Source organism: Auraticoccus cholistanensis (assembly GCF_009742705.1).
Classification (GTDB): Bacteria; Actinomycetota; Actinomycetes; order Propionibacteriales; family Propionibacteriaceae; genus Auraticoccus; species Auraticoccus cholistanensis.
The window spans coordinates 548,294-572,114 of record NZ_WPCU01000005.1 but is presented as its reverse complement, the minus strand read 5'-3'; the positions used below and the strand labels follow the sequence as shown (position 1 = coordinate 572,114).

Annotated in this window: 20 protein-coding genes and 1 tRNA gene; 11 read left to right on the top strand and 10 right to left on the bottom strand. The window is 73.5% G+C overall.

Annotated elements, in window-relative coordinates; all coding sequences use genetic code 11:
• On the top strand, positions 1-144 hold a 144-nt coding region (locus GC722_RS18280; RefSeq protein WP_231747643.1), incomplete at its 5' end, for an ATP-binding protein.
• 96 nt (positions 145-240) lie between these two features.
• Here the strand turns inward: GC722_RS18280 and GC722_RS08555 are convergent.
• Positions 241-492, bottom strand: coding sequence for a WhiB family transcriptional regulator (locus GC722_RS08555; protein ID WP_156609517.1), 252 nt, complete (start codon positions 490-492; stop codon positions 241-243).
• A gap of 195 nt (positions 493-687) precedes the next feature.
• On the opposite strand from GC722_RS08555, the gene GC722_RS08550 reads away from it, so the two are divergent.
• Positions 688-1,101 (top strand): hypothetical protein, encoded by a 414-nt coding sequence (locus tag GC722_RS08550; protein WP_156609516.1) that lies wholly within the window; start codon positions 688-690, stop codon positions 1,099-1,101.
• A gap of 21 nt (positions 1,102-1,122) precedes the next feature.
• Here GC722_RS08550 and GC722_RS08545 read toward each other — a convergent pair whose 3' ends face one another.
• The 8 genes from GC722_RS08545 to GC722_RS08510 form a co-directional block, all read right to left on the bottom strand.
• Positions 1,123-1,950, bottom strand: a complete 828-nt coding sequence (locus tag GC722_RS08545; protein WP_156609515.1) for an amino acid ABC transporter ATP-binding protein — start codon at positions 1,948-1,950, stop codon at positions 1,123-1,125.
• Positions 1,947-2,861, bottom strand: coding sequence for an amino acid ABC transporter permease (locus tag GC722_RS08540; protein WP_331714563.1), 915 nt, complete (start codon positions 2,859-2,861; stop codon positions 1,947-1,949). Before GC722_RS08540 ends, GC722_RS08545 begins: the two co-directional genes overlap by 4 nt.
• Positions 2,862-2,871: 10 nt before the next feature.
• Positions 2,872-3,777, bottom strand: coding sequence for an ABC transporter substrate-binding protein (locus tag GC722_RS08535; protein WP_331714562.1), 906 nt, complete (start codon positions 3,775-3,777; stop codon positions 2,872-2,874).
• 605 nt (positions 3,778-4,382) lie between these two features.
• Positions 4,383-5,807, bottom strand: coding sequence for an HNH endonuclease signature motif containing protein (locus GC722_RS08530; RefSeq protein WP_156609514.1), 1,425 nt, complete (start codon positions 5,805-5,807; stop codon positions 4,383-4,385).
• A 74-nt stretch (positions 5,808-5,881) separates the two neighbouring features.
• Positions 5,882-7,048 (bottom strand): galactokinase, encoded by a 1,167-nt coding sequence (gene galK / locus GC722_RS08525; RefSeq protein ID WP_156609513.1) that lies wholly within the window; start codon positions 7,046-7,048, stop codon positions 5,882-5,884.
• A gap of 26 nt (positions 7,049-7,074) precedes the next feature.
• The gene (locus tag GC722_RS08520; RefSeq protein ID WP_331714561.1) at positions 7,075-10,968 is read right to left on the bottom strand and encodes a multifunctional oxoglutarate decarboxylase/oxoglutarate dehydrogenase thiamine pyrophosphate-binding subunit/dihydrolipoyllysine-residue succinyltransferase subunit; all 3,894 of its coding nucleotides are present in this window, start codon (positions 10,966-10,968) and stop codon (positions 7,075-7,077) included.
• Positions 10,969-11,116: 148 nt separating this feature from the next.
• On the bottom strand, positions 11,117-12,403 hold the full coding sequence (locus tag GC722_RS08515) for a glycosyltransferase 87 family protein (protein ID WP_156609512.1): 1,287 nt from the start codon (positions 12,401-12,403) through the stop codon (positions 11,117-11,119).
• A gap of 83 nt (positions 12,404-12,486) precedes the next feature.
• Positions 12,487-12,558: transfer RNA gene (locus GC722_RS08510), tRNA-Arg, on the bottom strand.
• Between the two features lie 97 nt (positions 12,559-12,655).
• Between GC722_RS08510 and lysA the strand changes: the two genes are divergently transcribed.
• The 8 genes from lysA (at position 12,656) to prmC (ending at position 22,467) form a co-directional block, all read left to right on the top strand.
• Positions 12,656-14,059: a diaminopimelate decarboxylase gene (gene lysA, locus GC722_RS08505; RefSeq protein WP_156609511.1), complete on the top strand. Its 1,404-nt coding sequence runs from the start codon at positions 12,656-12,658 to the stop codon at positions 14,057-14,059.
• 170 nt (positions 14,060-14,229) lie between these two features.
• Positions 14,230-15,606: a homoserine dehydrogenase gene (locus GC722_RS08500; RefSeq protein ID WP_156609510.1), complete on the top strand. Its 1,377-nt coding sequence runs from the start codon at positions 14,230-14,232 to the stop codon at positions 15,604-15,606.
• Between the two features lies 1 nt (position 15,607).
• Entirely contained in the window at positions 15,608-16,717 is a 1,110-nt protein-coding gene (gene thrC, locus GC722_RS08495) for a threonine synthase (protein WP_156609509.1), read from the top strand.
• Positions 16,714-17,655, top strand: a complete 942-nt coding sequence (gene thrB / locus GC722_RS08490) for a homoserine kinase (RefSeq protein ID WP_197429914.1) — start codon at positions 16,714-16,716, stop codon at positions 17,653-17,655. The genes thrC and thrB overlap by 4 nt, the downstream gene beginning before the upstream one ends.
• Positions 17,656-17,951: 296 nt before the next feature.
• Complete coding sequence (gene rho / locus GC722_RS08485; protein ID WP_408609301.1) at positions 17,952-20,072, top strand: transcription termination factor Rho; 2,121 nt, start codon at positions 17,952-17,954, stop codon at positions 20,070-20,072.
• A 143-nt stretch (positions 20,073-20,215) separates the two neighbouring features.
• On the top strand, positions 20,216-20,425 hold the full coding sequence (gene rpmE, locus GC722_RS08480) for a 50S ribosomal protein L31 (RefSeq protein ID WP_156609507.1): 210 nt from the start codon (positions 20,216-20,218) through the stop codon (positions 20,423-20,425).
• Between the two features lie 114 nt (positions 20,426-20,539).
• A complete protein-coding gene (gene prfA, locus GC722_RS08475; RefSeq protein WP_331714560.1) occupies positions 20,540-21,622 on the top strand; it encodes a peptide chain release factor 1 in 1,083 nt (360 codons plus the stop codon).
• Complete coding sequence (prmC, locus tag GC722_RS08470) at positions 21,619-22,467, top strand: peptide chain release factor N(5)-glutamine methyltransferase (protein ID WP_331714559.1); 849 nt, start codon at positions 21,619-21,621, stop codon at positions 22,465-22,467. The genes prfA and prmC overlap by 4 nt, the downstream gene beginning before the upstream one ends.
• Before the next feature lie 9 nt (positions 22,468-22,476).
• Here prmC and GC722_RS08465 read toward each other — a convergent pair whose 3' ends face one another.
• Positions 22,477-23,109 carry a pyridoxamine 5'-phosphate oxidase family protein gene (locus GC722_RS08465; protein ID WP_156609506.1) on the bottom strand — a complete coding sequence of 211 codons (633 nt, stop codon included), beginning with the start codon at positions 23,107-23,109 and terminating at the stop codon, positions 22,477-22,479.
• Between the two features lie 103 nt (positions 23,110-23,212).
• On the opposite strand from GC722_RS08465, the gene GC722_RS08460 reads away from it, so the two are divergent.
• Positions 23,213-23,821 (top strand): L-threonylcarbamoyladenylate synthase (locus tag GC722_RS08460; protein WP_331714558.1); only part of this gene is annotated, 609 nt, incomplete at its 3' end.

Genomic DNA, 23,821 nt, shown 5'->3' with positions numbered 1-23,821 from the left:
AGCCTGGGGCTGTCCATCGTCTCGACGCTGGTGCGCGACCTCGGTGGGGAGTTCACCCTCGGCCCCAACGAGGCCGGCCGCGGCTCCACCGCGCGGGTGGTGCTGCCGCTGGACGACCCGCCGAGCAACAGCTCGCTCAGCTGAGCCGTGACCGGGGCGGAAGGCCCCCGGAGACACAAAAAGCGCCGGACGTGCATCCGGCGCCGTCTGTGTCTGCGAGGGACCCAGGTCTGCTCGACCTCAGGCCGTCCGCAGCCGCGAGCGTGCCGCCCGCCGCTTGAGCGCCCGACGCTCGTCCTCGCTCATGCCGCCCCACACACCGTGGTCCTGACCGGCCTCGATCGCCCACTGCAGGCACGCCTCCTGGACGTCACAGCGGCGGCAGACCTGCTTGGCCTCCTCGATCTGCAACAGGGCCGGGCCGGTGTTCCCGATGGGGAAGAACAGCTCCGGGTCCTCGTCCAGACAGGCAGCCTGATGGCGCCAATCCATGCGAACTCCTTCATCTCACTTCGGTACGAACTGCTGCTTCCACGGCGCTCGGCACACCTTTGTGACAGACGTGTTACTGGTTCGCCGCTCAACTGTGGCAACGAATTACCCATGACACAAGGTCTGACTCACGTCGCCTCGGTCACACTGCCGTCGTCCCCCCGGACGGCACCGTCGGCCACGTAGCATGCGCGGATGAGCACCGCACGCACAACGTCCGTACCACCGGCGTTGTTCCTGGCCGCCCTGGTCACCGCACTGCTGGCCGTGGTGGCCGTCGGGTTCGGGGTCCTCGAGGCCGCGAGCACCGACCCCCGACGCTGGATCGTGGGGGTCGGCACCGGCGTGCTGATGCTGGCCTACGGGGCCTTCCTGCTGCTGGTCGCCCACGGGCTGCGGCGGGCCCGGCGCTGGAGCCGGGGACCCGCGGTGGCCGTCCACCTGCTGCACCTGCCGGTGGCCTGGAGCTTCCTGGGCGGCAGCACCACCTGGGTGACGCTGGCGCTGGGCGGGGCGTCGCTGCTGTGCCTGGTGTGCCTGCTGCTGCCGGTCTCCACCGTCGCCCTCACCGGGGGCGGCGGGCTGAACGGCCCCGAGGGCCAGCACTGACCGCTGCCCCGGTGCGTCGGCTCACTCGCCGAGCTGCTCCAGCTCGGCGCTGATCCGCTCCTCGGCGGCCTGCTCCTCCCGGCGCACGCGGGCCAGGAAGGCCTGGGTGCGCTCGTGCCGGGGACGGCGCAGCACCTGCTCCGGCGCGCCCTCCTCGACGACCACCCCGGCGTCCATGAACACCACGCGGTCGGCCACCTCACGGGCGAAGGACATCTCGTGGGTGACCACGACCATGGTCATCCCGTCGCGGGCGAGGTCGCGCATCACCGCCAGCACCTCGCCGACCAGCTCGGGGTCCAGGGCGGAGGTGGGCTCGTCGAAGAGCATGAGCTCAGGCTCCATGGCCAGCGCCCGGGCGATCGCGACCCGCTGCTGCTGGCCGCCGGAGAGCTGGCTGGGGTAGAAGTCGGCCCGCTCGGCCAGCCCCACCAGGTCCAGCAGCCGACGGGCCTCCTCCCGGGCTCGCGACGGGCGGACGCCGCGGACGTGCACCGGGGCCTCGACGACGTTCTCCAGCGCCGTCATGTGCGGGAACAGGTTGAACCGCTGGAAGACCATGCCGATGCGGGAGCGCTGGCGGGCGATGTCGGCGTCCTTGCGGACGTGCAGCCGGCCGCGGCGCTCCTCGAAGCCGATGAGCTCGCCGTCGACCCAGATGCGTCCGCCGGTGAGCGACTCCAGCTGGTTGATCAGCCGCAGGAAGGTCGTCTTGCCCGACCCGGAGGGACCCAGCAGGCAGACCACCTCCCCGCGGTGGACCTCCAGGTCGATCCCGTGCAGGACGCGCGTGGCGCCGAAGTCCTTGATGACGTTGACCGCCCGCACCAGGGGCTGCTGCTCGCTCATGCCCGCACCCCCCGGCCGAAGCGCCGCTCGAGCCACGCCTGCCCGGCCATCAGGACGCTGGTGATGATCAGGTAGTACAGCGTCGCGGCGACCAGCACGGGGAAGGTCTGGTAGGTCCGCGAGCCGATGGACTGCAGCTGGAAGAACATCTCGATGGTCAGCGGGATCCCCACCAGCAGCGAGGTGTCCTTCAGCATGGCGACGAGCTCGTTGCCGGTGGGCGGCAGGATCACCCGCATGGCCTGCGGCAGCACGATCCGCCGCATGGTGAGCCGGCGCGGCATGCCCAGGGCCTGTGCGGCCTCGGTCTGGCCGCGGTCCACGCTGAGGATGCCGGAGCGGGCGATCTCGGCCATGTAGGCGGCCTCGGAGGCCGCCAGGCCGAAGACCGCCCCGAACAGCCCGGTGAAGAGCTGGTTGGCGTCCAGGGTGAGGAAGCGCCAGTCGCCCTGCAGCCCGAGCGCGTCGATGATCACCCAGTCGAAGGGGACGCCCAGCGAGATGCCGTCGGGGAAGAGCACCCCGATGGCGCCGAGGGTGACCAGCAGCACGTAGCGGGGGACGGCCCGGAAGAACCAGGTGTAGACCCAGGCCACCCCGCGCAGCACCGGGTTGTCCGAGAGCCGCATCACCGCGAGCAGGACCCCGCCCGCGACGCCGAAGGCCATGCCCAGCGCGGTGCAGAGCAGGGTGCCGAAGAAGAGACCGCGGATGACCGGGGTCTGGTTCATCGCCTCCAGCACGAACGGCCAGTTCCAGGCCGGGTTGCGCACCAGCAGGTTGACCAGCATGGCCACCAGCACGGCGATCACCGCCACGGCCACCCACCGCCACGGGTGGCGGACCGGGACGGCGTCGATCAGCCCGGGACGCTCGGTCCCGGCGGAGCCGGTGGAGGACTGCTCGCTCACGAGCGGCCGATCAGGGGTGGATCTCGAAGGTGTCGATGGCGCCGTCCTCGACGTTCCAGGTCTCGAGGGCCGCGGTGTAGACGCCCTCGGCCTCGAGCTCGGTCAGGGCCTGGCTCAGCGCCTCGGCGAACTGGCGCTGCTCGGTCGGCACCACGTAGCCGTAGGGGGCGGCGTCGTAGATCTCGCCGACGGTCTCCAGCTGGCCGCCGGTCTGCTGCACCGCGTAGGCCACCACGGGGGAGTCGGCGAGCATGGCGTCGGCGCGGCCGCTGACCAGGGCGTTGGTGGCCTGGTCCTGGCCGTCGAAGGGCAGGATCTCCATCGGGTCGTCGCCGCAGGCCTCCTGGCGGACGGGCAGGTCCTCCTCCTGCTGGACCGTTCCGGTCTGCACCGCGACGACCAGGCCGCACGGGTTCTCCGGGTCGACGCCCTCGGGGTTGCCGGCGGCCGCGGCCCACTGGGTGCCGGCGGAGAAGTAGCTCACCATGTTGACCTGCTTGGTGCGCTCCTCGTTGATGGTGAAGCTGGACACGCCCACGTCGTAGCGCCCGCTCTGCACGCCGGTGATGATCGTGTCGAAGGTGGCCGGCTGGTACTCCGCGGTGACGCCCAGCTTGGCCGCCACGGCGTCGAACAGGTCGATGTCCATGCCGATGACCGTCTCGCCGTCGGCGTCGAGGAACTCGTTCGGCGCGTAGCTGGCGTCGGTGCCGACCTGGATGACGCCGGAGTCCTGGATCTCCTGGGGCAGCAGGGCCTTCAGCTCCTCGTTCGCGCTCACCTGCGGCGCCGGGCTCTGGGAGCCGCCGCCGGTGTCCCCGCCACCCGGGTTGGTGCTCAACGAGTCCGACCCGCAGGCGGACAGCGTCAGGGCGAGCGCGCTGAGCGCGGCGGCGGCGATGTGGCGGGTCCTCACAGGATGCTCCTTGCGGTTCTCGTTCGGTGCGGCGCAGTCATCCTGGCACCGATCGGTCGGCGAGACGTCACCGGGAGGTCACCGGGGCGCTGATTGATACCTGTCCGTCACCTGGGCCCGTGGCCGGCACGCGTCCGCCGGGCGTCACCGGGCGCGTCCACGGGGGCGCGGGCGACCGGTGCGGGGGAGAGGTGGGACAGGGGTGCCGGGAGGTGGTCCCGGTGGCTCCCGCCGGCGCGGAGACCGGGGCCGGTCCCCCCGTACTTCTCCCGGTGCGGTGCGTCGGTAGCGCCGGCAGTCAGGGCATCCAGCCGGTGGTGGCGTCGGCGGAGCGGGGCAAGGGTGTCCGTAGGGGTGGGTGCTCGCGTCCGGTCCCGCAGCTGCGGCGGGGCTCGGTTGCAAGCGACAGCCGGCCACAGCGCACGGTGGCGCGGTGCGTTGCTGCGTCGCCGCGCGCTGGGACCGGGTTGGGATGCGAGGCGCGGTGGGCGTGCGGGCGCGACGGCGGCAGGCTCGTACCAGGTGCGGGGAGGTCCGAGCCGGCGCCTGCCCCGGGCTCGGAGCAGGAGTCATCCCGTCGGGAGGGTGAAGAGTTCCAGCTAGCTCTAGCCGGTGGGGACCGGGTCGCGTTCTCGTGGGCGGGGGTCGGGTGGGAGCGTGATGGTCCAGGTGCGTGGTGCCGTCGGGGTCGCGGGCGGTGGCGGTCCGGTGGTGCTGCCGGGGGTGGTGCCGTCGGGGCCGCGGGTGAAGTGGAGCCCGTGGGGGCTGGTCCACAGGTAGCGGCCGGGTGCGGTGCGTCGGTAGCGCCAGCCGTGCAAGGTCTTCAGCCGGTGGTGGCGCCGGCAGAGCGGGGCGAGGTTGTCGGTGGCGGTGGTGCCGCCGGCGGCGAAGGGGACGGTGTGGTCGGCGTCGGTCGACCAGCCGGGTTCGCCGTCGGTGCCCCGGGTGCGCCGTGGGTGGGGGTGGGCCGGTCGGCTGCACCAGGGGAACACGCAGGTCCGGTCGCGCAGGGCGATGTGCTCGCGGATCCGCTCCGGCACCTGATAGCCCGGCACCGTCTGGTCGGTGTTGAGGTCGACGACCGGGCGGACGGTGATCCGGGTGCCAGCCCGTCCGCACCAGTCGCGGATCTGCCCAGCGGTCACCGGGGTACCGGTGTTACCCACCCACCCGGGTGCGGTGCCTGAATGGAGGGACTCCGCGGGCAGGTGCAGGTAGAGCGTCACGGGCACCCGCGGTCGGGGCGCCGGACCAGCTTCAGCCGTCCGGCTGTCGGCCGTGGTGAGGTCGAGGGCGGGTTGGTGGCGGGCGAGCTCACCGACGGCCATCGAGCGCCGCACGTCCAACAACGCCTGGCAGCCGGCGTCGGCGAGGGCGCGGGCGCCGTCGGTGACGGCGGCGTCGAGGTCGAGGGCGTCGGGCAGGTCGAGCCAGCCGGTCACCGCCGCGAGGCCGGAGCTCGACCCGTCGCGGTCGTGGTGGATGTCGAAGCGGCGTCCGTCGGCGGCAGCCAGGCGCTGCCGTTCGGCCTCGGCGGGCATGAACCGCATGGTCGCGGCGGTGATGAGCCGGTCGAGCTGGGTGGGGCCGATCCGACCGGCCACGGCGGCGACCTGGTCGTCGACGAACCGGGCCGTCTCGACGGTGAGGGTGGTGGTGCGGGCGGCGACCCGGCGGGCCTGCCACGCCGCCACCTCGCCCCGGTGGACGAGCGACCAGAGGCGGGGGAGGCGGTGGCGCAGCTCGAGGGCCTGCCCGATCAGCGCGCTGCCGGCGTCGGTGGAGCAGCGCAGCGCTGCGGCGAGCTCGGCCACGCAGGCCCCGTCGACGGCCGGGGTGCCGGGACCAGCCAGCGGCACCCCGCTGGGCCGGCCCTGCCAGGTGGCCTCGGCGACGTCCTCGACCGGCGGGTGGAGATCGGCCCAGTCGGCGGCGGTCCGCAGCAGCGCCGCGGCGGCGGCCTGCTCGGCGGCCTGGTGTGCCTGGGCGTCGGCCAGCAGCGCGGCGGCGGCGTCACTGCTGGTCGACATGCCCCGAATCTACGAACCGGGTCTGACAGTTCCGGGCCGAGACGACCTCACCCGCCGCGGGCGCGGGCCCTGGGTCAGCCGACCCGTCGGGCGCCCGCGGAGGGCTGGGCGGTGAACCAGCGCGGACGCTCGTGACCGGCCCCGGCGAAGGCAGCCGCCACCTGCTCGCCGACGGCGTCCGAGCTGCCCTCGGGCACCAGCGCGATGATGCAGCCGCCGAAGCCGCCGCCGGTCATCCGGGCGCCCAGCGCGCCGGCCGACCGGGCGGTCTCCACGGCCAGGTCGACGGCGGGCACGGTGATCTCGTAGTCGTCGCGCATCGAGGTGTGCGAGGCGTCCAGCAGCGGCGCCAGGGCGTCCAGCCGGCCCTCGCGGAGCACCTCGACGGCCTGCAGCACGCGGGCGTTCTCGGTCACCACGTGCCGCACCCGCCGGCGAACCACCTCGTCGTCCAGCCGCGCGAGGGCGTCGTCGAGGTCGGTGACGTCGCGGAGGGCGGCCACGCCCAGCTGCTCGGCGGCCTGCTCGCAGCTGCGTCGCCGCTCGCCGTACTCGCCGTCGACGTGGGAGTGCGTGACCCGGGTGTCGAGCACCAGCATCTCCAGCCCGCCGGCGGAGGGGGCGAAGGGCACCTGCTCCACCTCGCCGCTGCGGCAGTCGAGGAAGAGCGCCTGACCCTCGGCGCACAGCGTCGAGGCCGCCTGGTCGAGCAGCCCGGTCGGGGCGCCGACGTAGGCGTTCTCGGCCCGGCGGGCCAGCCGGGCCCGCTCCAGCGGCTCGATGCTGAGCCCGTACAGGTCGGCCATCGCCGCCAGGGTGGCGCACTCCAGCGCCGCGGACGACGACAGCCCGGCACCCAGCGGCACGTCGGAGCTCAGCACCAGGTCGGCCCCGCCCACGACGTGGCCGGCGTCCCGCAGCGCCCACACCACCCCGGCCAGGTAGGACTGCCACCCCGGCGAGCCGGGGACGAGGTCGTCGACCCCGAGGCTGTGGGACTCCTCCAGGTCGAGCGAGACGATCCGCCACTGCTCGTCGTCGCGGCGCCGGCCGGCGACCAGGGCCCGGTGGGGGAGCGCGAACGGCATCACGAAGCCGTCGTTGTAGTCGGTGTGCTCGCCGATCAGGTTCACCCGGCCGGGAGCGGCCCAGACCCCGTCCGGAGCCTCGCCCAGCAGGTCGGTGGCCTGCTGGACGAGCTCCTCGACGGTGCGGGTGCGCAGCGCTGCGGAGGTCGTCATGGTGGACGACCCTAGCGGGGCCGGCACTAGCGGCGGGCCAGGGCCTCGGAGATGAGCGCGCGCTGCTCCGACTCGTGCACCTTGGACAGCCCGACCGACGGCGCGGCGGCCGCCTTGCGGGTGAACGGGCGCAGCGTGATCCGGCGCCCGTCCAGGTGCTCGGCGACCGCGTCGGGCAGGTGGTAGGACATGAACGTCCAGGCGCCCTGGTTCTCCGGCTCCTCCTGCACCCAGCGGATGTCGTCGACGTGGCTGTAGCGGGACAGCTCCGCCGCGATCGCCTCGGCCGGCAGCGGGTAGAGCTGCTCGACGGCGATGATCGCCACCCGGCCCTCGTCGCCGTCCTTGGCCCGCTGGTTGATGAGGTCCCAGCGGATCTTGCCCGAGCAGAGCACGACCTGCTCCACCTTCGACGGGTCGCTCACCGTGGGGTCGCCCAGCACCGGCTGCCAGCTGCCCTCGGTGAAGTCCCCCGGGTCGGAGGTGGCGTGCTTGTTCCGCAGCATCGACTTCGGGGTCATCACCACCAGCGGGCGGTGCCGCTTGCTCAGCGCCTGGGTGCGCAGCAGGTGGAAGTAGCTCGCCGGGGTCGACGGGGCGGCCACCGTGATGGCGTCCTCGGCGCTCAGCTGCAGCCAGCGCTCGAGCCGGGCCGAGGAGTGGTCGGGACCCATCCCCTCGTAGCCGTGCGGCAGCAGCAGCACGACACCCGACTTCTGGGTCCACTTCGCCTCGCCAGAGACGATGAACTCGTCGACGACCGTCTGCGCCCCGTTGATGAAGTCGCCGAACTGCGCCTCCCACAGCACGAGCGCCTCCGGACGGGCCACCGAGTAGCCGTACTCGAAGCCGAGGGCGGCGTACTCGCTGAGCAGGGAGTCGAACACGAAGAACCGGCCCTGCTCGTCGTCCATGTTGCGCAGCGGCACCCACGACTCACCGGTCTGGCGGTCGACGACCGCGGCGAACCGCTGGCTGAACGTGCCGCGGCGGCTGTCCTGGCCGCTGAGGCGGACGTCGCGGCCCTCGAGCAGCAGCGAGCCGAAGGCGATGATCTCCGCCGTGGCCCAGTCGACCGGGCCCGAGGTGATCGCGCCGGCCCGGCGCTGCAGCTGCGGCAGCACCTTGGGGTGCACGCTGAAGCCGTCGGGGACGTTGATGTAGGCGTCGGCCACCTTCTTCAGCGTCTCCGGCGTGATCGCGGTCGTCCCCGAGCCCTCGGCCTTGCTCGGGTACTGCGGCACCCGGCGGTAGGAGGGGTCGTTGGACGACTTGTCCTCGCGGACCTCGGCGAAGACGCTCTCCAGCCGCTCGTGGAACCGCTTGAAGACCGCCTCGCCGTCCTCGACCGAGATGGTGCCCCGGCCGATCAGCGCCTCGGTGTACAGCTTGCGCACCGAGCGCTTCTTCTCGATCAGCTGGTACATCAGCGGCTGGGTGAAGCTCGGGTCGTCGCCCTCGTTGTGCCCGCGGCGGCGGTAGCAGATGAGGTCGATGACGACGTCCTTGTTGAACTCCTTGCGGAACTCGAACGCCAGCCGGGCCACCCGGACGCAGGCCTCGGGGTCGTCGCCGTTCACGTGGAAGACCGGCGCGCCGACCGTCTTGGCCACGTCGGTGGCGTAGACCGAGGAGCGGGACTCCGTCGGGGAGGTGGTGAAGCCCACCTGGTTGTTGACGATGACGTGCACGGTGCCGCCGGTGCGGTAGCCGCGCAGCTGGCTCATCTGCAGGGTCTCCAGCACCACGCCCTGGCCGGCGAAGGCGGCGTCGCCGTGCAGCAGGATCGGCATCACCGGGAACTCGCTGCCGCGGTTGAGCACGTCCTGCTTGGCCCGGGCGATGCCCTCCAGCACCGGGTTCACGGCCTCCAGGTGGGACGGGTTGGCCGCCACCGAGGTCTTGATGGTGCGCCCGTTCATCGCCGTGAACTGGCCCTCGGCGCCCAGGTGGTACTTGACGTCGCCGGAGCCCTGGACGGTGCGCGGGTCGATGTTGCCCTCGAACTCGCGGAAGATCTGGGCGTAGGACTTGCCGACGATGTTGGCCAGCACGTTCAGCCGGCCGCGGTGCGGCATGCCGATGCAGACCTCGTCCATGCCGGAGTTCGCCGCCTGCTCGCACAGCTCGTCCAGCAACACGATCGTCGACTCGCCGCCCTCGAGGCTGAACCGCTTCTGCCCGACGAACTTCGTCTGCAGGAAGGTCTCGAAGATCTCGGCCTCGTTGAGCTTGTCCAGGATCCGCAGGTGCTCCTCGCGGGGCAGGTCGACGTGCGGACGCTCCACCCGCTCCTGGATCCAGGCCCGCTGCGCCGGGTCGTAGATGTGCATGTACTCGATGCCGGTGGTGCGGCAGTAGGAGTCGCGCAGCACGCCGAGGATCTCGCGCATCTTCATCATCGGCTTGGAGCGGCCGAAGGAACCGGTGGCGAACTCCCGGTCAAGGTCCCACAGCGTCAGGTCGTGGGTCTGCACGTCGAGGTCGGTGTGGTGGCGCTGGCGGTACTCCAGCGGGTCCGTGTCGGCCATCAGGTGGCCCGAGGACCGGTAGGCCTGGATCATCTCGAAGATCTTGGCCTGCTTGGAGACCTGGTCCTCGTGGTGGCTCGACATGTCGGTCGCCCACCGGATGGGGGCGTAGGGGATCCGCAGCGAGGCGAAGATCTCGTCGTAGAAGTCGTCGGCCCCCAGCAGCAGCTGGTGCATCCGGGCCAGGAACTCACCGCTCTGCGCACCCTGGATGATCCGGTGGTCGTAGGTCGAGGTGAGGGTGAGGACCTTGGAGACGCCGAGGTCGTTCAGCCGCTCGGGGTCGGCGCCCTCGAACTCCGGCGGGTAGGCGATGGAGCCGACGCCGATGATGGCGCCCTGGCCCTGCATCAGCCGCGGTACCGAGTGGTTGGTGCCGATGGTGCCCGGGTTGGTCAGCGTGATGGTGGTGCCGGCGAAGTCCGACACCTCGAGCTTGCCGGCGCGCGCCTTCTGCACCAGGGACTCGTAGGCGGCCCAGAACTGGGCGAAGTCCAGCTCCTCGCAGCCCTTGATGCTGGGCACCAGCAGCTGCCGCTGGCCGTCGCGGCCGGGCAGGTCGATGGCCAGCCCGAGGTTGACCTGGCCGGGCTCGACCAGGGTGGGCTTGCCGTCGACGACCTCGTAGGAGTTGTTCATCGCCGGGACGGTGGCCAGCGCCTTGACCAGGGCGTAGCCCAGGATGTGGGTGAACGACACCTTGCCGCCGCGGGCCCGGCGCAGGTGGTTGTTGATGACGACCCGCTGGTCGATCACCAGCTTCATCGGCACCGAGCGGACGCTGGTGGCGGTGGGGACCGTCAGCGAGGCGTCCATGTTCTTCGCGGTCCGCATCGGCGCACCGCGCAGCGTCGTGCGCTTCGGCTCCCGCGTCTTCGACTCCGGGCGCACCATCGGGTTCGGCGGGTCGGCGGGGACGCCGCCGTGGCTGCCGGCCTTGGCCGGACGGGTGTCCTTGACCTGGTTCGGGCGCTCCACGCGGGCCTTGCGGACCGGGGCCTCGCCGGCGGGCTGCTGCTCGCTCTTCTGCGGGGCGGGCGCCTGGCTCTGCTGCGCGGCCGGGGCGGGCGCCGTCTGCTGCTCGCTGCGGGCGCTCGCGCGGTCCCCGTCCTGGGCGGCGGAAGCGGGCTCGGCGGCCCGGCGCGGGGTCGCCTGCTGCTGCGCGGCCGCCGGGGAGCCGGCGCCGTTCTCCGAGGCAGGGCGCCTGGGTGCCGGCTGGTGGCCGTTGCCGCCGCCGTGCTCGGCGAAGTACGCCTGCCAGCTCGCGTCGACGGAGGAGGGGTCCTCGCTCCACTTCTCGTACATCATCTCCAGCAGCCAGTCGTTGGCGCCGAAGTCGTCTGCGGTGTCCGTGGAGGATGAGTCAGTGGGTCCGGGCGCGGTGGCCACGATCGCCTTCTTCCGGTGTCGAGCGGGTGCACGTGCCGATCAGGGGCACCGGTCGATGGTATCCAACGAAGCCCCTGTCGCAGAGGCCATACCAGTGCTCGAGTGGTACGTGTCGCTTCGGACCGGTCGGACACGGGGGTCCCGACGCTCAGCGGCGTCCGGGGGCCGGCGCGGCCGGTCCTTCGGTCACCCTCCAGGCTAGCGCGACCGACACAACGGTGAGCGCGACCAGGCCGGCGTTGCGCACGGCCAGCACGAGCACCGCCGCCGTCTGCGCCGGGCCGGGCGGGTCGTAGACGATGGCGGAGTAGAGCACCGGGTACACCAGGTGCGTCAGGGCCGCGAGCACGAGCGTGCCCAGCGCCAGCCGGACGACCGCCTGGGACGTCCGGCGCGGTACCGGGCGGCTGGTGACCTGCTGCACCAGCACGGCCACCGGACCGCCCAGCCACAGCACGTACTGCGGGCTGAGGGTCTTGTTGGTGACGATCATGCAGGCCACCACCGCCGTCATCACGGCCGCGGCGGCGAGCGGGCTGGCCGCACCCCGGCGCCAGGTGCGCACGAACAGCAGCGCCATCACCGCCAGCCCGACCAGCATCGAGAGGTCGGCGGCCGACGTCCACCCCGCCACGTGCGGGCCGAAGACCTCGAAGGCCTGGTAGCGCGACATGCCGATCGTGTGCAGCTCGGGGCTCAGCAGGTGCCACAGCATGACCGGGGTGGCCCACACCGACTCCACCTGCAGCCCGCGGTCGGACTGCCACGTCAGCGGCGAGAAGAGCCGCTCCGCCCCGCCGGCGACCAGGCTCAGCAGCGCGAGCCCGGCCCCGGCGCCGAAGAAGCCGAGCAGGACCCGGCCCCGGCGCCGCCGGTCGCCCAGCAGGGCCGGCACCAGCAGCGCGGGCCAGAGCTTGACCGCGGCCCCGACCCCGACCAGCGCGCCGGCGGGGGCGGGACGCCGCGCCACCAGCAGCAGGGCGACGCCGGCGAGCACGGCGGGGACCATGTCGAAGCGCAGCAGCGTCAGCGGCCCGAGCAGCGGCACGAAGCCGACCCAGAAGAGCACGGCGGTCGAGCGTGCCGACGAGCGGTGCAGCAGCACCGTCAGCCAGGCGTCGAGGGCGAGCATGGCCACCACGAACCCGGCCAGGTAGCCCGCCTGGCTGCCGCCGCCGGCCAACCAGGGCAGCGAGAGGAGCCAGACGACCGGGGTGGGGTACTCCACCAGCGTGGCCGACAGCCCCGCCCCGGCGAACATCTCGCCGATCCGGCGGTGGTAGTAGAGGACGTCGCCCGTGGCCTCGAGCTCGAAGAGCCCCCACACGACCAGGGCCAGCACGCGGGTGGCGAGCCAGGCGCTCAGCACGCCCCACCAGGGCACGGCGGGGGTGGTGGTCACCGCGGCGGCGGTCCCGGGGTGGGGTGACGTCATCGGTTCCTCGGTGTCCTGGTGGCCGGTGCGTGCCACGCCCGGGCCGCCGGTCCGGAGCCGGCGTCCGGGACCAGCTGGATATGCGCCCCCGGAAGGATTCGAACCTTCGCTCCCGCCTCCGGAGGGCGGTGCTCTATCCCCTGAGCTACGGGGGCTGGCGCATGACCGAGGTCGACACTAGCAGGTCCGGGCGGTCCGTCTCACCTCCCGGCAGCGAGGGCCCCGCTAGGTGCGGTGGGGGACAGTTGCCGCATGACGCACATGCACGTGGCCGGCTCGATCCACGCCGACGCCGTGGCCTCCGCCCCGCACTGGCTGCAGCTGCCCGAGGACGTCAACGCGCTCGTCCCCCAGCTGTGGAGCCGGACGGTGCGCCGCGGCGACGAGGGCGGGTTGGAGGTCGGCGGGCTGCCGGTGGCCGAGGCGGTGGCCCAGGTCGGCACGCCGGTGTACCTGCTCGACGAGGTGGACCTGCGCGCCCGCGCGCGCGAGTTCGCCGAGGCCTTCGACGGCTGGCGGGTCTACTACGCCGCGAAGTCGTTCATCTGCACCGCGGTCGCCCGCTGGGTCTTCGAGGAGGGCCTGGGCGTCGACGTCTGCAGCGGCGGCGAGCTCGCCGTGGCGCTGCGGGCCGGGGTGGACCCGCGGGTGATCGGGCTGCACGGCAACAACAAGTCGGTGGCCGAGCTGTCGGCCGCCCTCGACGCCGGCGTGGGCCGCATCATCGTCGACTCCTCCGACGAGCTGGACCGGCTGGAGGAGCTGACGCGCCGGCGCGGCACCCGGGCGCGGGTGATGGTGCGGGTGACCACCGGCATCGAGGCCCACACCCACGAGTACATCGCCACCGCCCACGAGGACCAGAAGTTCGGGTTCTCCATCGCCAGCGGGCAGGCGCTGGAGGCGCTGCGCCGCTGCCACGAGTCCGACCAGCTGGAGCTCCTCGGCATCCACTCCCACATCGGCTCGCAGATCTTCGACACCCAGGGCTTCGAGATGGCGGCCCGGCGCATCCTCGGGCTGCACGCCCGGGTCCGCGACGTCTGCGGGGTCGAGATGCCCGAGATGGACCTCGGCGGCGGCTTCGGCATCGCCTACACCACGATGGACTCCCCGTCCACGCCGGCCGAGCTGGCCACCTCGCTGCGCGAGATCGTCGCCCACGAGTGCCGAGCCCTCGACGTCGCCGTGCCCGACCTGTCGATCGAGCCCGGGCGCGCGATCTCCGGGCCCTCCACGATGGCCGTCTACGAGGTCGGCACCGTCAAGGGCGTCCGCCTCGACAGCGGTGCGGAGCGGCTCTACGTGGCCGTCGACGGCGGGATGAGCGACAACATCCGCCCGGCCCTCTACGGCGCGGAGTACTCCGCCACGGTGGCCAACCGCGCCTCCGGTGCGCTGCCGCGGCTCTCCCGCGTGGTGGGCAAGCACTGCGAGGGCGGGGACATCCTGGTCCGCGACGAGTTCCTGCCCGGCGACGTGGCCCCCGGCGACCTGGTGGCCGTGCCGGCCTCCGGGGCCTACAGCCGCTCGATGGCCAGCAACTACAACCACGTGCCCCGACCGCCGGTGGTGTCGATCCGCGACGGCCGGCTGACCACCCTGGTCCGCCGCGAGACCCTGGACGACCTGCTGGCGCTGGACACCGGCGCCTGAGCCGTCCACCTGGGGGAAGTCGACGGTTTCGCGGCCCGGCTGCCCACATGCTGAGGATCCTGCGCAGCAGGGCCCCCCAGGCGACACAATCTGCCGTGACCTGAGCACGGCGCTGGACGTCCGGCCACCGCGCCGCGCCCGCCGCCGCCCCCACCAGACGAGGACAGCCGATGACCGACCGACCAGACCGCCCGGGGCCGGCGGGCCCACCGGACGCGGAGGGGCCGCTGCGGGTGGCGCTGCTGGGCTGCGGCACCGTGGGCAGCGAGGTGGCGCGGCTGCTGACCGAGTCCGCCGCCGACCTGGGTGCCCGGATCGGGCGCCCGGTCGAGCTGGCGGGGATCGCCGTCCGCCGGCTCAACCGCGAGCGGCCGGGGATCGACCCCGCGCTGCTGACCACCGACGCGCAGGGACTGGTCGAGCGCGAGGACATCGACCTGGTGGTGGAGGTGATCGGCGGCATCGAGCCCGCCCGCACCCTCATCCTGGCCGCGCTGAACCGCGGCGCCGCGGTGGTCACGGCCAACAAGGCGCTGCTGGCCGAGGACGGCAGCAGCCTGTTCACCGCCGCCGAGCGCGCCGGCACCGACCTGTACTTCGAGGCGGCCGTGGCCGGCGCCATCCCGATCATCCGCCCGCTGCGGGAGTCCCTGGTCGGGGACGAGATCACCACCGTGATGGGCATCGTCAACGGCACCACCAACTTCATCCTCGACCGGATGCACACCGAGGGCGTCGGCTTCTCCGAGACCCTCACGCTGGCCCAGGAGCTCGGCTACGCCGAGGCCGACCCGACCGCCGACGTGGAGGGGTTCGACGCCGCGGCCAAGGCCGCCATCCTCGCCAGCCTGGCCTTCCACACCCGGGTCCGCGCCGAGGACGTCCACCGCGAGGGCATCACCGAGGTGACCCGGGCCGACATCGCCACCGCCGAGGCGATGGGGTCGGTGATCAAGCTGGTGGCCATCTGCACGCTCACCGACGAGCCCGAGCCGCGGGTGTCGGTGCGGGTGCACCCGGCGATGATCCCCAGCAGCCACCCGCTGGCCGCCGTGGGCGGGGCCTACAACGCCGTCTTCGTGGAGTCCCGCTCGGCCGGCCGGCTGATGTTCTACGGCCCCGGCGCCGGCGGCAGCCCGACCGCCTCGGCCGTGATGGGCGACCTCGTCACGGTGGCGCGCAACCGCGTCCGCGGCGCCTCGGGGCCGGGAGAGTCCAGCTACGCCCGCCGCCAGGTCGCCCCGATCGGCGACGTGGTGACCAGCTACCACGTGAGCCTCTCGGTGGCCGACGTCACCGGCGTGCTGGCCTCGGTGGCCCACTGCTTCGCCGAGCACGGGGTGTCGCTGCAGACGGTGCGCCAGGAGGGCACCGGGGGCACGCCGGCGGTGACCACGGCGGAGGTGCACGAGTCCGGCGGCAGCGCCCGGCTGGTGATCGTCACCCACGCCGCCCGCGACGCCGACCTGTCGGCGACGGTGGAGCAGCTGCGCTGCCTGCCGGAGGTGCACGAGGTGATCAGCGTGATGAGGGTGGAGGGAGCCTGAGATGGGTGTCGACGCGAACGGTGCGGAGGCCGCGGGCGAGGTGCGTCGCACGCCCGCCACGGCCGGGCTGATCGCCCGCTACCGCGAGTGGCTGCCGGTGGAGCCGGACGGGCCCGTGGTCAGCCTCGGCGAGGGCAGCACGCCGCTGGTGCACGCACCGGTGCTGTCGGACCTGGTGCACGGCGAGGTCTGGATCAAGGTCGAGGGCGCCAACCCCACCGGCTCCTTCAAGGACCGGGGGATGACCGTGGCGGTCAGCCGGGCCGCCGCGGAGGGCGCCCGGGCCGTGGTCTGCGCCTCCACCGGCAACACCTCCGCCTCGGCCGCCGCCTACGCCTGCCGCGCGGGGATGCGTCCGGTGGTGCTGCTGCCGGCCGGGCGGATCGCCCGCGGCAAGCTGGCCCAGGCCATCGTGCACGGCGCCGAGATCGTGCAGGTCGACGGCAACTTCGACGACTGCCTCACCGTGGCCCGCAAGCTGGCCGAGGTCTACCCGGTGGCGCTGGTGAACTCGGTCAACCCCGACCGCATCGAGGGCCAGAAGACCGCCGCCTTCGAGGTGGTCGACGTGCTCGGCGACGCCCCCGACCTGCACCTGCTGCCCGTCGGCAACGCCGGCAACGTGTCGGCCTACTGGCGCGGCTACCGCCAGTACGCCGAGGCCGGGCTGAGCACGCGTCGCCCTCGGATGTGGGGCTTCCAGGCCGCCGGCGCGGCCCCGCTCGTGCTGGGGCACCCGGTGCTGGAGCCGGAGACGGTGGCCACCGCGATCCGGATCGGCAACCCCGCCTCGGCCGACCTGGCGAACGCCGCCCGCGAGGAGTCCGGCGGTCGCTTCGAGTCGGTCACCGACGAGCAGATCCTGGACGCGCAGGCCTTCCTCGCCGCCCGCGAGGGCATCTTCGTGGAGCCGGCCTCGGCCTCGGGGGTGGCCGGGCTGATGGCCCTGCACGCCGCCGGCGAGGTCGGCCGCGGGCTGACGATCGTCGTTACCGTCACCGGCAACGGGCTCAAGGACATCGACACCGCGCTCTCGCGCCACACGGTCGCCGCCACCACGGTGGAGCCGGACGTGCACCAGGTGGCCGAGGCCTGCGGGCTCACCCGGTGACCCGCGCCCTGCAGCCGGGCCGGTCGGTCACCGTGGCGGTGCCGGCCAGCAGCGCGAACCTGGGTCCTGGTTTCGACAGCCTCGGGCTCGCCCTGGACTGGGTGGACGAGGTCACGCTCACCGTGCTGCCCGAGGGCTGCGAGGTGCTGGTGCGGGGGGAGGGGGCCGACAGCGTCCCCCGCGACCGCACGCACCTGGTGGTGGCGACCTGCGAGCAGGCGCTGGCCGAGCACGGCCGCCACCTGCCCGGCGTCCGGCTGGAGGCCCACAACACGATCCCGCACGGGCGCGGGCTGGGCTCGTCCTCGGCCGCGCTGGTGGCGGGCCTGCTGGCCGCCTGGGCGCTGGCCCACCCCGGCGAGGAGGTCGACCGGAACTGGCTGCTGCAGCGGGCGCACGCGCTGGAGGGACACGCCGACAACGTGGCGGCCGCCATCTTCGGCGGTCTGGTGCTGACCTGGTCCGAGGACCTGGGCGGCCAGGCCGCGGTGTGCCCGGGCCGGCTCGACCCCCGGCTCCGCGCGGTGGCGCTGGTGCCGGCGGACTCGGTGCTGACCGAGCGGGCGCGCGCGGTCCTCCCCGACGTGGTGCCCCACGCCGCGGCGGCGGCGAACTCCGGCCGGGCCGCGCTGCTGGTGCACGCGCTGGCCGGCGAGCCGCGGCTGCTGGTGCCCGCCACCCGCGAGTGGCTGCACCAGGAGCAGCGGGCGCCGCTGATGCCCGGCTCGGACCGGCTGCGCCGGGCGCTGCGCGAGGCCGGCTTCGCGGCGCTGGTGTCGGGGGCGGGGCCCACCCTGCTGGTGCTGCTGGCCGAGCCCGAGGTGGCCCGGCTGCAGGACTGGCTCGCCACGGAGGAGGGGACGGCCCTGGCGGCCGGCTACGGGGTGCACCTGCTGGCCCCCGGTCCCGCCGCCCGGGTGGTCGCCGCACGGGGTTGACGGCGCGTCGGTCGAGTTCTGCGCATGTCGACCGGGGCGGTGGTACCGTGGGCACCGTCCGGCTCCCACGTGGGCTCTCCACGGCCAGCCAGACGAGGCACCTCCACGTCAGGTGCGACGCCGTACCGGCGTCAACCACCACCTCAGCAGACGCGGCTGCGCGTCCAGGGACGACGTGAACGGTCCACCAGTACCACGGTTCGCTCCGGCGAGCCCACGATGCCCAGAGCGGGCAGCGGGGGATCCCACGACACCGGCCACTCGGGCCCGGGATCCTCCGAGTCGAAAGGACACCTGTGACCAACACCACCGACATGGCTCCCGACGCCGCCCAGGGCGGCCGGCCGAGCGCTCGCCGCACGCGGGGCACCGGACTGGAGGCCATGGTCCTGCCCGAGCTGAAGCAGCTCGCCTCCTCGATGGGGCTCAAGGGCACCGGCAGCATGCGCAAGGGTGCGCTGATCGAAGCCATCAAGAGCCGCCAGGCCGGCGAGTCCGGCAGCGGCCGTCCCGCCAACGGCGACGCCGACGGTGGCCGCCCCGCCAACGGCGACCAGCGTCCCGCCGACGGCGAGGCCGCCGCCCGCCGCGCCCCCCGCCAGGAGCGCGCGACGAGCATCGAGGCCACCACCAGCCCGACCACCACCGCCCCGACCAGCACCGCCCCGAGCACCACCGCCCCGACCACTTTGGGGGCACCCGCCGGTCAGGCCGAGCTGCCCGCCGTCGAGGGCGCCCCCGTCCGCAGCAGCGGGCGCCGTGGCCGCCGTCGCGACCGCTCCGGCGGCGAGGACACCGCCGCCGACACCTCCACCGTGGCCGAGGTCGCCTCCAGCCTGGCCCGTGACTTCGGCACCGCCGTCGAGGACCGCGCCGACGGCGACGCCGGCCGCAGCCAGGAGCGCGGCGGGCGTGCGGACGAGCGCGAGGACCGCGGCCGTCGCGACGACCGTGGGACCGCCCGCGAGGACCGCCGCGAGCGCCGCTCGGATGACAGCCAGGGCGAGCGCCGCTCGGGCGACGGCCAGGCCGAGCGTCGCTCGGAGGACGGCCAGGGCGAGCGTCGGGGCGAGGACCGCCAGCACGGGCGTGGCGACGACCGGCAGGACCGACAGCAGAACCGCTCGCAGGTCGAGCGCGGCGGCGCCGGCGACTACGACGACGACGGCGGCGGTCGCCGCGGCCGGCGCCGGCGCAACCGCGACCGGCAGCAGAACCGCCGTCAGCGCGGTGGCGGCGGCGAGCGCTTCGAGGTCGAGACGACCATCAACGAGGACGACGTCCTCGTCGACGTCAGCGGCATCCTCGACGTGCTCGACAGCTACGGCTTCGTCCGGCGCAGCGGCTACCTGCCCGGGCCCGAGGACGCCTACGTGCCGATGTCCATGGTGCGCAAGCACGGTCTCCGCAAGGGCGACGTCATCACCGGCGCCATCAAGGCCGCCCGCGAGGGCGACCGCAAGGAGAAGTACACGCCGCTGGTCCGGCTCGACACCGTCAACGGCGCGTCCCCGGAGCAGGCCCGCAACCGCCCCGAGTTCGGCAAGCTGACCCCGCTGTACCCGCAGGAGCGGCTGCGGCTGGAGACCACGGCGACCAACATGACCAACCGGATCATCGACATGGTCGCCCCCATCGGCAAGGGCCAGCGAGGCCTCATCGTCTCCCCGCCCAAGGCCGGCAAGACGCTGGTGATGCAGTCGATCGCCAACGCGATCACCACCAACAACCCCGAGATCCACCTGATGGTGGTGCTGGTCGACGAGCGCCCCGAGGAGGTCACCGACTTCCAGCGCACCGTCAACGGCGAGGTCATCGCCTCGACCTTCGACCGTCCGGCCAGCGACCACACGATCGTGGCCGAGCTGGCGATCGAGCGGGCCAAGCGGCTGGTGGAGCTGGGCCACGACGTGGTCATCCTGCTCGACGGCATCACCCGGCTGGGCCGGGCCTACAACCTCGCCGCCCCGGCGAGCGGCCGGATCCTCTCCGGTGGTGTGGACTCCGCGGCGCTCTTCCCGCCGAAGCGGTTCTTCGGCGCCGCCCGCAACATCGAGGACGGCGGCTCGCTGACCATCCTGGCCACGGCGCTCATCGAGACCGGCTCGAAGATGGACGAGGTGATCTTCGAGGAGTTCAAGGGCACCGGCAACATGGAGCTGCGGCTGCGCCGCGAGTTCGCCGACAAGCGGATCTTCCCGGCCGTGGACGTCGACGCCTCCAGCACCCGCCGCGAGGAGCTGCTGATGAGCCGCGAGGAGCTCCAGATCGTCTGGAAGCTCCGCCGGGTGCTCTCCGGGCTGGACGGGCAGCAGGCCCTGGAGATGCTGCTCAACCGGATGCGCAAGACGCAGACGAACACCGAGTTCCTGATGGTGATCAGCAAGACCACCCCGGCCCGTCCGGGCGACGAGTGAGCGCCCGCACGTCCTGACCGGCCGGCGCCCGGGGGCGGAATAGTTGCCCGCCCCCGGACGCTGAGGCACAATGATCCGCTGGTACCGGTTCACGTCCTCCGACCCGCAGGGCGACCCGGCACCGTACCGACGAGGAGATCTGCATGAAGGCCAACATCCACCCGAACTACGTGGAGACCCAGGTGAGCTGCACCTGCGGGAACACGTTCACCACCCGCAGCACGTCCGAGACCGGCACCATCCGTGCCGAGGTCTGCTCGGCGTGCCACCCGTTCTACACCGGCAAGCAGAAGATCCTCGACACCGGTGGCCGCGTGGCCCGCTTCGAGAAGCGGTACGCCAAGAAGCGCTGAGCCGGCGGGGCCCTGCAGGTCCCTCCAGCACCGTGACGGCGCCGGCGGTCGGTTCGACCGACTCCGGCGCCGTCGTCGTGTCCGCACCCGTCCACCGACCCAGGAGCCGTCCAGGTGAGTGAGCCGTTCCCCGCCGCCGCCGGCCTGCGGGACGAGTTCGCCCGGCTCGAGCGGGACCTGGCCGACCCGGCCGTGCACGCCGACCCCGCGCGGGTGCGCCGGATCGGACGCCGCTACGCCGAGCTGACCCCGACCGTCCGTGCGCTGGAGGAGCTGTCGGCCCTCGACGACGACCTCGCCGCCGCCCGCGAGCTCGCCGCCGACGACTCCGCCTTCGCCCAGGAGGCGACCGAGCTGGAGCGGCGCCGCACCACCGTGGTGGAGCGGCTGACCCACCTGCTGGCCCCCCGCGACCCCAACGACTCCAGCGACGTGCTGCTGGAGATCAAGTCCGGGGAGGGCGGGGAGGAGTCCGCGCTGTTCGCCGGCGACCTGCTGCGGATGTACACCCGCTACGCCGAGGCCTGCGGCTGGAAGGCCGAGGTGCTGGACGCCCAGGAGACCGACCTCGGCGGCTACAAGTCCGTCACCGCCGCCATCAAGGCCACCAACCCCGGTCCGCCGGAGACCATGCCCTACGCCCGGCTGAAGTTCGAGGGCGGCGTGCACCGGGTGCAGCGGGTCCCCGTCACCGAGTCCCAGGGGCGGGTGCACACCTCCGCCGCGGGCGTGCTGGTGATGCCCGACGTCGAGGAGACCGAGGTCGAGGTGGCCGAGGACGACCTGCGCATCGACGTCTTCCGCTCCTCCGGCCCGGGTGGCCAGGGCGTCAACACCACCGACTCCGCGGTGCGCATCACCCACCTGCCCACCGGCGTGGTGGTCTCCTGCCAGAACGAGCGCTCGCAGCTGCAGAACCGCGAGCAGGCGATGCGGATGCTGCGGGCGCGGCTGGCGGCGCTGGCCGCCGAGCAGGCCGCCGACGCCGCCTCCGCCGCCCGCCGCTCGCAGGTGCGCACGGTCGACCGGGCCGAGCGGATCCGCACCTACAACTACCCGGAGAACCGCTTCGCCGACCACCGCATCGGCTTCAAGTCCCACGACCTCGACACCGTGCTGTCGGGCGGGCTGCAGCCGGTCGTCGACGCGCTGCAGGCCGCCGACGTGGCCGAGCGGCTCCAGCAGGCCGGCGCGTGAGCCCGGCCAGCTCGCTGCAGCAGCAGCTGCGCGAGGCCGCCGGACGGCTGGCCGCCGCCGGCGTGGCGGCACCGGCCGCCGAGGCGCGGATCCTGGCCGGGCACCTGCTGCAGGTGGAGCCCGCGGCGCTGCTCACCGCCCCGGCGATGACCCCGGAGCAGGAGCAGCAGCTCGCCGAGCTGGTCCGCCGCCGGGTGGCCGGTGCTCCCGTGCAGCACCTGACCGGCGAGGCGTGGTTCCGCCACGTCCGGCTGCAGGTCGGCCCGGGGGTCTTCGTGCCGCGGCCGGAGACCGAGGTGCTGGTGGGCTGGGTGCTGCAGCAGCTGTCGGGGCTGGAGCGTCCGCTGGTGGTCGACCTGTGCACCGGCTCCGGAGCCATCGCCCGCGCCGTGGCCGACGAGGCGCCGCACGCCGTGGTGCACGCCGTGGAGCTCTCCGAGGACGCCCTGGTCTGGGCCGAGCAGAACCTGGCCGGCACCACGGTGCAGCTGCACGCGGGCGACATGGCCGACGCCCTGCCCGAGCTGGACGGCACCGTCGACGTGGTCGTGGCGAACCCGCCCTACATCCCGCTGAGCGCCTGGGAGTCGGTGGCCCCCGACGTCCGCGACCACGACCCCCACCTGGCGCTGTTCTCCGGCGCCGACGGGCTGGACGCGATGCGGGTCCTCGCCCGCACCGCGGCCCGGCTGCTCAGGCCGGGTGGTCTGGTCGCCGCCGAGCACGCCGAGGTGCAGGAGGAGGCCGTCGTGCAGCTCTTCGTCGACCACGGCGGCTGGGACGCCGTCCGCGACCACCGCGACCTCAACGACCGCTCCCGCTTCGTCACCGCGGTGCGCCGCTGAGGGCAGCGGTCAGTACAGCCGCTCGGCGTAGGACGGGCCGTAGTAGCGCTCGAGCTCGGCGAGGTCGGTCTCCGGCCGCTCGAGCGCCTTGGCGATCGCCGCCCGGGACGGGAGCGCGTCGGGGTGCCAGCTCTCGGGCTGCCACAGCTGCGAGCGCAGGAACGCCTTCGAGCAGTGGGAGAACACCTCCTCGACGGTGACCTCGAGGGCCAGCACGGGACGGTGGTCACGCACCCGCAGCCGGTCGAACCAGTCGGCGTCCCGGACCAGCCGGGCCCGGCCGTTGACGCGGAGGGTGTCACCGCGCCCGGGCACCAGGAACAGCAGACCGACGTGCGGGTTCTCCAGCACGTTGCGGTACCCGTCCACGCGCCGGTTGCCGGGCCGCTCGGCGATCACCACCCGGGTGTCGTCGAGCACGTGCACCAGCGACCCCGCCGGGTCGCCCTTGGGGCTGGCGTCGCAGCGGCCCGCGGCGTCGGAGGTCGCGAGCACGCAGAACGGGGACGCGGCCAGCCAGGCGCGGTCCAGCTCGGTGAGCCGGTGGCGGACCTTGTCCCGGGCGGTGGGCACGGGACGGCCGACGACCTCCTCGAGCTCGGCGACGGTGCGGATCAGGGCCGGCTCGGGGTGCGAGGACATGGCGCCATTCTCGCCGGTGGGGCCCGGGGTCGCCAGGAGGTTGCGGTCCGCCCGCCCGTCCGTGCGACCGCGACGGGTGGCACGGTCTGGCAGGATGCGTCGGGTGAGTGACGAGCAGGGCTACCAGCGGTTCGACTGCACCGGCGACGAGCTCTACGGCGGGTCCACCGCCGCCCGGCAGGCGATCGAGCGGGGCGAGTGCGTGGTGCTGCCCACCGACACCGTGTACGGCATCGGGGCCGACGCCTTCTCCAGCCAGGCGGTGCAGCGGCTGCTCGACGCCAAGGGCCGCGGTCGCGACATGCCGCCGCCGGTGCTGATCGCCGAGCCGGCCATCCTGCGGGCGCTCGCCACGGACCTGCCCGAGGGGGTCGAGGCCCTGGTGGCCGCCCACTGGCCGGGCCCGCTGACGGTGATCTGCAAGGCGCAGCGGAGCCTGCAGATGGACCTGGGGGAGACCAACGGCACGATCGCCCTGCGGGTCCCCGACCACGACGTCACCCGGGCCCTGCTGCGGCGGACGGGTCCGCTGGCGGTCAGCAGCGCCAACCGCTCCGGCCAGCCGGCCGCCACCGTGATCGACGAGGCCGTGGAGCAGCTGGGGGACCGCGTCAGCGTCTACCTCGACGCGGGCCCGACGCCCGGCCCCGTCGCCTCGAGCATCGTCGACTTCACCCGCGACCGGGAGGGGGTGCTGGTGCGCGAGGGCGTG

Excerpts from the sequence above, each read along its gene's own strand:
- GC722_RS08550 (WP_156609516.1), top strand. The coding sequence starts at position 688 with ATGAGCACCGCACGCACAACGTCCGTACCACCGGCGTTGTTCCTGGCC.
- GC722_RS08500 (WP_156609510.1), top strand. The coding sequence starts at position 14,230 with ATGACCGACCGACCAGACCGCCCGGGGCCGGCGGGCCCACCGGACGCG.
- galK (WP_156609513.1), bottom strand. The coding sequence starts at position 7,048 with ATGACGACCTCCGCAGCGCTGCGCACCCGCACCGTCGAGGAGCTCGTC.
- GC722_RS08515 (WP_156609512.1), bottom strand. The coding sequence starts at position 12,403 with ATGACGTCACCCCACCCCGGGACCGCCGCCGCGGTGACCACCACCCCC.
- lysA (WP_156609511.1), top strand. The coding sequence starts at position 12,656 with ATGACGCACATGCACGTGGCCGGCTCGATCCACGCCGACGCCGTGGCC.
- GC722_RS08555 (WP_156609517.1), bottom strand. The coding sequence starts at position 492 with ATGGATTGGCGCCATCAGGCTGCCTGTCTGGACGAGGACCCGGAGCTG.
- GC722_RS08465 (WP_156609506.1), bottom strand. The coding sequence starts at position 23,109 with ATGTCCTCGCACCCCGAGCCGGCCCTGATCCGCACCGTCGCCGAGCTC.
- rpmE (WP_156609507.1), top strand. The coding sequence starts at position 20,216 with ATGAAGGCCAACATCCACCCGAACTACGTGGAGACCCAGGTGAGCTGC.
- GC722_RS08545 (WP_156609515.1), bottom strand. The coding sequence starts at position 1,950 with ATGAGCGAGCAGCAGCCCCTGGTGCGGGCGGTCAACGTCATCAAGGAC.
- thrC (WP_156609509.1), top strand. The coding sequence starts at position 15,608 with ATGGGTGTCGACGCGAACGGTGCGGAGGCCGCGGGCGAGGTGCGTCGC.
- GC722_RS08530 (WP_156609514.1), bottom strand. The coding sequence starts at position 5,807 with ATGTCGACCAGCAGTGACGCCGCCGCCGCGCTGCTGGCCGACGCCCAG.